An 11,819-nucleotide genomic window follows, 5' to 3' on the forward strand; every position below is an offset into this window, starting at 1 on the left:
ACTTTATTCTCTTTGGCATCTAATTGTTATTACTATTCTTTTTTTATGATTAAAAATTGGTATTATTGTTTGACAAGCTTATTTAAAATGAAAAATTACCGCTTGAGATATCAAAATAGAATTATTATTTTATCTGTATTTTTGTTGTTTTTTATTAATAAAAACGCCCTATCCTTTAGTGTTTCAAAATCAAATCCTTATCCTCAGGGTCAGATTGTTGATACCATTTTCTGTAAAAAAGACTCAAGTCAGCGATACGCTCTTTATTTACCAATCAACTATAATGAAAACAAAGAATGGTCGGTCATATATATATTAGAACCAGGTGCTCGTGCAAAGATGCCTCTGGATAGCTTAAAAAAAACTGCCGATCACTATGGTTATATTTTAGCGAGCTCCTATAATTCCCATAATGGTGATTGGGGTGAAATGTTTGAGGCAAACAAATTTATGGCTGAGGATGTAGAAACCCGTTTCTCTGTTAATCAGGATAGAAGATATGTTTGTGGATTTTCAGGTGGTTCTAGGGGCGCAATGGCCATAGCAGTTCTATCAGGAAATGTAAAGGGAGTCATCGGGTGTGGTGCTGGATTTCCAAACTTAAAAGAATATTGTCCTACTTCTAAATCTGCTTTTGTATATTATGGATTGGTGGGTAATGCAGACATGAATTATTTGGAAATGCTTGAGATGGAAGATTATTTCAAAAAAATAGGGATGATTTCTCAAATTCAAACATTTAATGCAGGGCATATATGGCCAAGTCAGGAATTGCTGAATGATGCGGTTGAATGGATGGAATTGCAAGCAATGAATGAGAAAATTATTGAACTTGATACTACTTTTATTAATAATCAATTTCTGAAATGCACTTCGCTGGGAAAGCAGTTATTTAATGAAGGCAAATTAGCCGAAACCGTAAAAATTTATAATTATATTACCATCGATTTTTCAAGTTATTTTGATGTTTCTGGTTTTCAACAAGAAATTGAAAAAATTGAACAAACCAAGGCGTATTTGAATGAACAATCAGAATGGGGGAAAATTCGGAATGAGGAAAATATGTTGATTGATTCTTACCAAACTGCAATGAGTCAAAATAGGTTTGAAGGAAATCTGGCGGATAGTAATCTTATTTGGTGGGGAAATCAAATAAGTTATTTGAACAGATTGGAGAAAAACAAAAATGAAAATAAAAGATTAATGGCTTCCAGATTGATCTCGAGTTTGACGAGTTCTTTCGTTCAGAATGGCTCTGATTTTTTAAGTATTAAGCAATATAAAGAAGCCGCACTGCAATTTAAATTATGGACAATCATTTCACCTGAAAATAGAGGTGCCCATTATAATTTAGCACGAGCATATGCATTGAGCGGTCAAAAACGGAATGCAATAGAATCATTGGAAATGGCATTAAAACTTGGCTTCCAAAGATTAGAACTATTAAAAGAGGATTCAGCTTTTAATTCGATTCGGGAAGAGAAAAAATTTAAATTGCTTGTAAGCAATTTAAATGAATAATAAAGTATAGGACTGGTAAAAATAACATCCATTTTCATCACTATTAAATCTTAAATCTTTAATAATTTTGAGGAATATACATATTTTATATATAGTATAATATCAAACGTTGATCGAATTATTTTTGACGACACCTATTTTTTTTTAAATTTATCCCAATTAATTGTTAATCAAATCTAATTCTCATGAAAAAAATTCTGGGCATAACTCTTATTGCTATGATGCTTTTACCGGTTATTCAGGTTTCCGGTGCTAAAAAGAAAACCAATGAAGTTTCATTTTCATATAATGAAAAACTATTTAATGCCATGGAATGGCGGTCGATTGGACCTTTTGTCGGGGGCAGATCAGATGCTGTAACGGGAATTTCGGGTAAACCTAACCTATACTATTTTGGCTCTACAGGTGGAGGTGTTTGGCGAACCATAGATGCCGGAAATAGTTGGGAAAATATTTCAGATGGATATTTTGGAGGTTCAATTGGGGCTATTGCTGTCAGCGAGTGGGACAATAATGTTCTTTACGTGGGTGGAGGTGAAAAAACAGTTCGTGGCAATGTCTCGTCAGGTTCAGGAATGTGGAAATCTGTTAATGCCGGAAAAACATGGGAATCTATTGGACTTTTAGAATCAAGACATATTTCAAGAATCAGGATACACCCAAAAAATGCTGACTTAATTTATGTGGCAGCAATGGGCGATTTATTTAAATCATCAGAAGAGCGTGGAGTATTCCGTTCAAAAGATGGTGGAAAAAGTTGGGAGAAGATTTTATTTGCGAATGAAAATGCCGGAGCAGTTGATTTAATGATGGATCCTAATAATCCACGTATTCTTTATGCCAGTACCTGGCGTATCAGAAGAACTCCGTTTAGTTTGGAAAGTGGAGGTGAAGGTTCATATTTGTGGAAAAGTACGGATGGGGGAGATACCTGGAAAAACATTTCTGAAAATTCGGGATTACCTAAAGGAGTATGGGGTATTGTGGGTGTTACGGTTTCACCGGTTAATTCAGATCGTATCTGGGCCATTATTGAAAATGAAAGCGGCGGTGTTTATCGCTCGGATGATGGTGGTGATAACTGGCAAAAACTGAATGATGATAGGGCTTTAAGGCAACGTGCCTGGTATTACTCTCGTATTTATGCCGACACAAAAGATGCCGATATGGTGTATGTTTTAAACGTAAATTATCATCGATCAAAAGATGGAGGGAGAACCTTCGAAAGATTTAATGCCCCTCATGGAGATCATCACGATTTATGGATTTCCCCTGAAGATAATCAGAAAATGATTATCGCTGATGATGGAGGCGCCCAGGTAAGTCTTACCGGAGGCGAAAATTGGTCATCTGCAGAGAATCATCCAACCGGACAATTTTACAGGGTTGTTACGGATAATCATTTCCCATATCGAATTTATGGAGCACAACAGGATAATTCAACAGTAAGAATTGCTCATCGCACATCAGGTGGATCAATTGGTGAAAGGGATTGGGAAAATACTGCAGGTTCTGAAAGTGCGCATATTGCTGTTGATCCCTTAGACAACGATATCGTTTATGGAGGGAATTACGGTGGATATATCCAAAGATTGAATCATCGAACAGGTGAAAACAGAGCAGTTAATGTTTGGCCCGACAATCCAATGGGTCATGGTGCCGAAGGAATGAAATACCGCTTTCAATGGAATTTCCCGATTTTCTTTTCTCCAAATAATCCAAAAAAGCTATACACCGCGTCTAATCATTTGCATGTTTCCTATGATGAAGGCCATACCTGGGAAATTATCAGCCCAGATTTAACCACCAACAATCCTGAAAAACTCAAATCATCTGGCGGGCCAATAACTCAAGACAACACCAGTGTTGAATATTATTGTACCATTTTTACCGCATGTGAATCTCCTTACGAAAAAGATTTACTTTGGGCTGGATCGGATGATGGGTTGCTTCATGTGAGTAGAGATGGCGGGAAATCGTGGACCAATGTTACCCCAAAGGGGATGCCCGAATTAATGATGTTTAATAGCATCGATCCAGATCCGTTCGTAAAAGGAGGAGCTTATGTCGCCGGAACGCGATACAAATTAGGCGATAACGAACCTTATCTTTATAAAACAAAGGATTACGGTCAAACCTGGGAAAAAATCACAACAGGAATTGACCCTAATCATTTCACCAGAGTTGTTAGGGCCGATCCTATGAAAGCTGGATTACTCTATGCCGGAACCGAAAATGGAATGTATATTTCGTTTGATGATGGATCGAATTGGCAAACCTTTCAATTAAACTTACCCATTGTCCCTATTACGGACTTAACAATAAAAGACAATAACTTAATTGCTGCAACCCAAGGTCGTAGTTTTTGGTTAATTGATGACACTACCCCTTTACATCAACTTAGTGATGAAGTGGCTAACAGTAAGTTTTATTTATATCAACCAACGGCAAGTTGGCGTGTTGGTGGAAGAGGCCGAGGAAGAGCAAGTAGTTCTGCCGGTCAAAATCATCCCGGAGGAGTTATGCTTCATTTTTATCTAAAAGAAAAAGGGGAAAAAGACAAAGTATGCCTCGAAATTTTTGAAGAAGATGGTGATTTGATCAGTAAGTTTAGTACCAATCCTGATAAAAAAGCCAAAGAGGAAAAATTAGAAATCGAAGCCGGTATGAATCGGTTTATTTGGAACATGATGTATCCTGGTGCGGATAGTTTTCAGGGGATGATCCTTTGGGCCGCATCAATGAATGGACCAAGGGCATTGCCTGGAAGGTACAAAGCCAGACTTACAGTAAACGAAGAAATAAGTGAAACAATATTTGAGATTTTGAAGGATCCAAGAACCGAAGCTTCCATGACAGAATTACAAGCCCAATTCGATTTTTTGATATCTGTAAGAAACAAATTATCGGAAACCAATAATGCCATCACAAATATCCGTGAAGCCCGAAAACAAATTAATTTGGTTACAGGTAACATGAAAGGGGATGATTTTAAGGAAATAAACGATAAAGCAAAAAATATCCTTAAAGCAATGAAAGAAGTGGAAGAAGCCCTTTATCAAACAAAGAATCAGAGTGGACAGGACCCTTTGAACTTCCCGATTAAATTGAACAATAAATTAGGGCATTTAAGTTCGTTGGCATCAACTGGTGATAATCCGCCTACTGCATCTGCCATTGCTTTTAAGAAAGAAGTAACTGCTGCAATTGATGTTGAATTAAATAAATTAAAAGAGGTCTTTGAAACAGAGATTCCTTCGTTTAATAAAATGGTGAAGGAAAAAGATGTGGATGCAGTAATCTTGAATAAATAAAAAAACGACTGGTCACTTCGAGCACTTGTGCTGAGCTAGTCCAAGCATGTCGAGATGTGATAATATTCTAATATAAGGTCTCAACAGTTATCCGCCTTTGGCGGAGACTCGAACTTACTGATAAAAAGCTATTTCGAGTGAAGCTATAAATCTCCGATAAATTAAAAAGGGAAGCCATCCTCTTGAGGATGGCTTCCCTTTAATAATGTGGTGACTGAGCGCAGTCGAAGTCACATTTCGACTGCGCTCAATGTTCTTGCATTATTTCGAAGCGGCCATGGCTTCAACTTCGGCAACCGTTTTTGGAATTGGTTTTCCTAAAACGCGGTTTCCTGTTTCAGTAACCAACACATCGTCTTCAATTCTGACCCCACCAAAATCTTTATAGGTTTCTACTTTGTCAAAGTTGATAAATTCGGCATTGATACCTTCTTTTTTCCATTTATCGATTAATTCAGGAATGAAATAACATCCGGGTTCAACAGTGAGTACAAAACCGGGTTGTAATTTTCTGCCTAATCTTAAATAAGCTGTACCAAACTGATTGCTGCGTTTTGTGTGTTCATCATAACCAACAAAGTTTTCACCTAATCCTTCCATGTCATGAACATCCAGCCCCATCATATGTCCCAAACCATGAGGCATAAACAAAGCATGAGCTCCGGCTTTAACGGCTGCATCCATGTCCCCTTTCATTAAGCCTAATGCTTTCATTCCTTCAGCAATAACTTTACATGAAGCCAAATGAACTTCACGATACTCAATACCGGGTTTGATCAGCTCAATGGCTTTCATATTTGCATTTAAGACCACCTCATAAATTTCTTTCTGTCGCTGACTAAATTTGCCTCCAACCGGAGTTGTTCGGGTAATGTCACTTGAATAATGCATGGTAGTTTCAGCACCAGCATCAGCAATCATCATGCGGCCTTCGGTTAAGGTATTGCCGTGATAATGATTATGTAAAGTTTGTCCGTTAATGGTCAAAATAACCGGGAAAGAAACCGGCCCGCCTTGTGCCAATGAAATGCCTTCCATCGTACCTGCAATCTCACGTTCAATAACACCTACTTTTGCCATTTTCATTGCAGTAGTATGCATATCGTATGCAATGTCAACTGCTTTTTCTATCTCTGCAATTTCAAATTTATCTTTAATTGAACGAAGTTTAATCACAGCTTTTACTAACTCAACCGAAACATAATCTTTAACTCTTGCAGTTAATAATCCGAGCAACTGTTTGATTTGCACCAAACGGTCACCGCGATAATAAGGTAGGAAATGTACCTTTCTTCCTGACTTTATCTGTGTGGCTAAAAAATCGGCTAAATCATTGTAAGGAGCAGTATTTTCAACGCCAACCAATGCAGCTTGTGATTTCACACTTGGCTGAGGTCCCATCCAGATAATATCTTCGATATCTACATCATTGGCAAAAATATAATCTTTACCATTGTCGATGTCGATCACACCTACAAAATCCGGATGATCTAATCCAAAGAAATAAAGGAAATCACTATCCTGACGAAAATGGTAAGTATTTGCGGGATAATTGTACGAGGCTTCTGAATTACCAAAAATTAGAGCTAAGCCTGAACTCATTTCTTTTTTTAATCGATTTCGGCGGTCGATATAAACGTCTTTTTTGAACATACTGTGTTATTTTTGATTTTTTAATGATTATTATTTATTTCATTTAAATTCCAAACTCCAAATTACGAATAACAAATAAATCTCAAGTTCCAATGTTTTAAAGAAACTATTTTTGAGATTTGAAAATTGATTTTTGGATTTTTTTTGTCATTTGGTGCTTGTATTTTGTTATTTGCTTTGATTCATTAAAGCTTCGATTTCATCCGGTTCAATTGGTATATTTTTCATTAAATCAACAGGGCCTTCTTCGGTCACTAAGATATCATTTTCCAATCGAATGCCAATACCTTCTTCTTTAATATATAAAGCAGGTTCACAGGTAAATACCATGCCTGCTTTCATCTCTTCATATTTTGATCCTACATCATGAACGTCCAATCCCAAATAATGCGAAGTTCCATGCATGAAATATTTAATTAAAACAGAACTGGCTTTGATTGGATCTTTGAATTCGTCGTCGGTCATCAAACCTAAATTAAGCAATTCTGATTGCATTAATCCATTCACGGCTTTGTTAAGTTTGTCAACTGTATTGCCAACAACCAACATTTTAATAGCTTCCTTTTGAACCCTTAAAACTGAATCGTAAATGGCTCGCTGCCGTGATGTAAATTTCCCGTTTACAGGAATGGTACGGGTTAGGTCGGCAGCATAATTTCCATATTCGGCCCCAAAATCCATTAACAACATATCGCCATCTTCACAAACTTTATTATTTTCGATATAGTGCAGGGTGCAGGCATTAATTCCTGTGGCAATGATTGGTGCATAAGCGTGTCCGTTTGCTCCATTTCGGGTAAATTCATAATCAATTTCCGCTTGTACTTCGTATTCCTTAAGTTGAGGTTTGGTTTTATAAAGCACTCTCCTAAAAGCGATTTCGGTAATATTGATTGCTTTTTGTATCAATGCAATTTCTGTATCCGACTTGATGGTTCGCAACTCAGCCAAGATTGGTGCTGATCGTTCAAATTTATGAGCAGGATATTTTTCCTTAAGCTTTTCCGCAAAGCGACGATCTCTTGACAAAACTTCTGTTGAATATTTTACATATTCGTTAAAATTAAGATAGATGTTTTCAGAAGCCAAGATGATTTCATTGAGAACCAATTCTAATCGTGGTATTAACATAACTGTTTTAATGCCTGAAATTTCTTGTGCCTCAGTTATAGTTAGTTTATGACCGAACCATGTTTCGAGTTGTTCATTAGCCTCAAGGAGGAAAAGTACCTCGCGCAACTTTAGGTCCGGGTGATTTGGTGCAAGGATCAAAATGCTTTGCTCTTGTTCGATTCCTGTTAAATAGAAGAAGTCAGAGTTTTGTCTGAAAGGATAATTTTGATCCCCATTTCGGTTATATTCATCGTTCGAATTATAAATTGCTACAGAATTTAATTTCAATTTTTCGCAAAAATTCTTTCTGTTAGTTATAAAAAACGCTGAATCAATTGGTGCATATCTCATTATTAATCCCTTATTTATAAACAGTAAAAATATGATTCAAAATACTTCATTATTGAAATTAAAACTTAAATTTGTTAATCAATTTTAACAACAAAAGTAGAAATTTGCTTCCTTAAATGCCAGCAATAAATATTCAAAGAATTAAAATCAGATTTATCTCACAAAATGTATTGTATTATTTCTGTTAAATAAAAATCATTATGAGTTATCAAAACGTTTTTTCCTCAATCACAAAAAAGGTCACTACGGCTATTGCCGGGCTATTTTTGATCATGTTTTTAATGGTACACCTGGGAATTAATTTATTCATTCTGCCGATCACAGAAAATCATCAGGAGATGTTTGCTGCAGCAGCTCATTTTATGGGAACAAACTGGATTGTCAAAGTATTTGAAATAGTTTTGATGGGTGCCATTTTAATCCATATAATAATTGGAGTCATTTTACAATTCCAAAATTGGGCAGCCAGGGGACAACAGCAATATAAAGTCAGGAGTAAATCAACTACTTCCTTTATGTCAAGGTATATCATTTATACCGGCATTATGATTCTTCTGTTTTTAGCCGTGCATTTTTACAATTTTTATTTTATAAAACTCGGACTGGTTGCTGCACCCGATATTGCAAATATTGCCCATCCTCAAGAAGAGCATTTTTATGAATTGGCAGTTTATCTGTTCACCAACGAAATTGGATACTCGGTTTTATACATAGTTGCCTTTATTTTCTTAGGAATTCATTTAAATCATGCATTCCAATCAGCATTTCAAACCTTAGGCTTGAATCATAAAAAATACACTCCAACCATCAAAATAATCGGTAAAATTTATTCAATCATTATTCCGATTGGGTACATTATGATTCCGCTTTACTTTATGATTTATGGATAAAAGATAATTTTTTTGCAAGCATATAAAGATCAAAAACAATGACAAAACTTAATGCACAAATTCCGGAAGGACCATTGGCTGAAAAGTGGACAAAGTACAAAGCCACAGCCAAATTAGTAAATCCTGCCAACAGGAAAAAACTTGATGTAATCATGGTCGGGACGGGCTTGGCCGGTTCTGGAGCAGCTTCTAGTTTAGGCGAAATGGGCTATAATGTTAAAGCTTTTTGTTTTCAGGATACACCACGCCGGGCTCACTCAGTAGCAGCTCAGGGTGGAATAAATGCCAGTAAGAACTATAAAAATGACGGAGATAGCGATTATCGTCTTTTTTATGATATGATTAAAGGGGGCGATTATCGTGCCCGTGAAGCAAATGTATATCGTGCAGCCGAAGTTAGCAATGCGACTATCGACCAGTTAACGGCTCAAGGGGTGCCATTTGCCCGTGAATATGGTGGAACATTGGACAATCGATCTTTTGGAGGGGTTCAGGTATCGAGGACCTTTTATGCAAAAGGCCAAACAGGTCAGCAATGCTTATTGGGTGTGTACTCAGGAATAAGCCGTCAAATTAAAGCCGGAACCGTTACCATGTACCCAAGGCGTGATATTCTTGATATTGTTGTTATTGATGGGAAAGCCAGAGGCGTAATTGCCCGGAACCTTGTGACCGGTGAAATTGAGCGTCATTCAGCCCATGCAGTAGTGCTTGCAACTGGTGGATATGGTACAGTTTATTATTTGTCGACCCTAGCCGTTAACTCAAATGCCAGTGCTGCATGGAGTGCTTATAAAAAAGGTGCTTTTTTTGCCAATCCAAGCTTTATTCAAATTCATCCAACAAGTATTCCTGTATTGAATGATTATCAGGCGAAACTTACCTTGATGTCGGAGTCGTTAAGAAATGACGGTCGAATTTGGGTGCCAATGAAAAAAGGTGACAAACGACATTCCAATGATATTCCGGAAACCGAAAGAGATTATTATTTAGAAAGAAGATATCCGGCATTTGGAAATTTAGTTCCACGTGATGTTGCATCACGAGCGGCAAAAGAAAGATGCGACGCAGGTTATGGTGTTGGCGAAACCGGATTAGCGGTTAATCTTGACTTCAAAGATTCAATTGCCAAGCAAGGTAAAGCATCTATCGAAAATAAATATGGTAATTTATTCGAGATGTACGAAAAAATTACCGGTATGAATCCATATAATGAACCGATGCGAATATATCCTGCTGGTCATTATACCATGGGGGGCTTATGGGTTGATTATAACTTAATGACTACTGTTCCGGGCTTATTTGCAATTGGTGAATCAAACTTCTCGGATCATGGAGCTAACCGTCTTGGTGCAAGTTCGTTGATGCAATGTGCCGGAGATGGACTTTTCATTCTTCCTTATACCATCAGTAATTATTTAGCGGATGAAATTAAAACACCTCGCTTTTCAACCGACTTACCCGAGTTTGATGAAGCAGAAAAATCTGTTCATGATAAATTAAACAAACTATTTGCAATTAATGGTACCGAAACAGCCACTTCATTCCATAAACGTTTAGGTAAAATCCTTTGGGATTACAGTGGAATGTCGAGAAATGAAGAAGGATTGAAAAAAGGCCTGAAACTGGTTGAAGAACTCAAAGCCGAATTTTGGCAAAAACTTAAAATTCCGGGTGGAGAAGATGAAATTAACCAGGAGCTTGAAAAAGCAGGGAGAATTGCCGATTTCTTCGAAATTGCAAAACTAATTATCATCGATGGGCTTAACCGAAAAGAATCGTGTGGAGCCCACTTCCGCGAAGAAAGTCAAACCGAAACCGGAGAAGCGAAACGTGACGATGCCAATTATGCATATGTGGCCGCCTGGGAATATCTGGGTGATGATAAAGCTCCTAAATTGTACAAGGAGCCTTTGAATTATGAATTTATTGAAGTAAAAGAAAGAAGTTATAAGTAGAATTTAGATACAAGACGCTAGACCTTAGACCAGTTATTCTAGTCTAATATCTAACATCTAAAGTCTTCAAATCTTTAAAATATGAAAGTAAAACTAAAAATCTGGCGACAAAAAAACGCAAAGGCAAAGGGTAAATTTGTGAATTACGATCTGGATGAAGTTTCAACAGAAATGTCATTCCTTGAAATGCTGGATGCCTTAAATGATAAATTAATTAGAAGTGGCGATGAACCGGTTGCCTTTGAGCACGATTGCCGCGAAGGAATCTGTGGCTGTTGCAGCTTATATATAAATGGGCAGCCTCATGGACCTGAACAAAAAACTACTACGTGCGAGCTTCACATGAGATCGTTTAAAGATGGGGCCACCATTGTGATTGAACCGTTTAGAGCAAAAGCATTTCCTATACTAAAAGATTTAATTGTCGATCGAAATGCCTTTGATAAAATCATGTCGGCCGGTGGTTTTATATCGATCAATGCCGGATCTGCACAAGATGCAAATTCCATACTTGTTAAAAAAGAAAATGCCGATGAAGCAATGAACTCGGCGAGCTGTATTGGCTGTGGTGCTTGTGTAGCTGCATGTAAAAATGCTTCGGCCATGTTATTTGTTTCAGCGAAAGTTTCTCAATTTGCACTTTTAGAGCAAGGTAAAATTGAAGCCAAGGAAAGGGTACAAGCCATGGTTGCGAAAATGGATGAACTTGGATTCGGCAATTGCACCAATACCTATGCTTGTGAAGCTGAATGCCCCAAAGGGATTTCGGTTGAGAATATCGCCCGTATGAACCGGGAATTCCTAAGCGCAAAATTGACTTAATAATTTAATTTTTAAAATAAAAAGAGGTTGTCTCAGACTAGTGAGACAACCTCTTTTCTTGTTTGGACCGGCTTACTTTTTCTTTTATTATTAAGTGCTAATTTTTTATCGGCATAATTGATTAAAGGATCTCACTTCTTGGGACTCTATTAGCTCTTTTTATACGCCATATCTGGGAAATTATTAAACTAATAATA

7 protein-coding genes are annotated in these 11,819 nt (G+C 37.1%); 5 read left to right on the top strand and 2 right to left on the bottom strand.

Features of this window, described 5'->3' with window-relative positions:
* A partial coding sequence (locus KKG99_09675) for a hypothetical protein (GenBank protein MBU1013266.1) occupies window positions 1-1,521 on the top strand: 1,521 nt, incomplete at its 5' end.
* 185 nt (window positions 1,522-1,706) lie between these two features.
* A complete protein-coding gene (locus KKG99_09680; GenBank protein MBU1013267.1) occupies window positions 1,707-4,835 on the top strand; it encodes a glycosyl hydrolase in 3,129 nt (1,042 codons plus the stop codon).
* Between the two features lie 261 nt (window positions 4,836-5,096).
* On the opposite strand, the gene KKG99_09685 is transcribed toward KKG99_09680, so the two are convergent.
* On the bottom strand, window positions 5,097-6,488 hold the full coding sequence (locus tag KKG99_09685; GenBank protein MBU1013268.1) for an aminopeptidase P family protein: 1,392 nt from the start codon (window positions 6,486-6,488) through the stop codon (window positions 5,097-5,099).
* 168 nt (window positions 6,489-6,656) lie between these two features.
* Window positions 6,657-7,952 carry an aminopeptidase P N-terminal domain-containing protein gene (locus KKG99_09690; protein ID MBU1013269.1) on the bottom strand — a complete coding sequence of 432 codons (1,296 nt, stop codon included), beginning with the start codon at window positions 7,950-7,952 and terminating at the stop codon, window positions 6,657-6,659.
* Window positions 7,953-8,152: 200 nt separating this feature from the next.
* On the opposite strand from KKG99_09690, the gene KKG99_09695 reads away from it, so the two are divergent.
* From KKG99_09695 to KKG99_09705, 3 genes are all read left to right on the top strand, one after another.
* Window positions 8,153-8,842: a succinate dehydrogenase cytochrome b subunit gene (locus KKG99_09695; GenBank protein ID MBU1013270.1), complete on the top strand. Its 690-nt coding sequence runs from the start codon at window positions 8,153-8,155 to the stop codon at window positions 8,840-8,842.
* Window positions 8,843-8,880: 38 nt separating this feature from the next.
* Entirely contained in the window at window positions 8,881-10,800 is a 1,920-nt protein-coding gene (locus KKG99_09700; GenBank protein MBU1013271.1) for a fumarate reductase/succinate dehydrogenase flavoprotein subunit, read from the top strand.
* 81 nt (window positions 10,801-10,881) lie between these two features.
* A complete protein-coding gene (locus KKG99_09705) occupies window positions 10,882-11,622 on the top strand; it encodes a succinate dehydrogenase/fumarate reductase iron-sulfur subunit (protein MBU1013272.1) in 741 nt (246 codons plus the stop codon).
* Window positions 11,623-11,819 lie beyond the last annotated feature (197 nt).

The organism is Bacteroidota bacterium (assembly GCA_018816945.1).
Lineage (GTDB): Bacteria > Bacteroidota > Bacteroidia > Bacteroidales.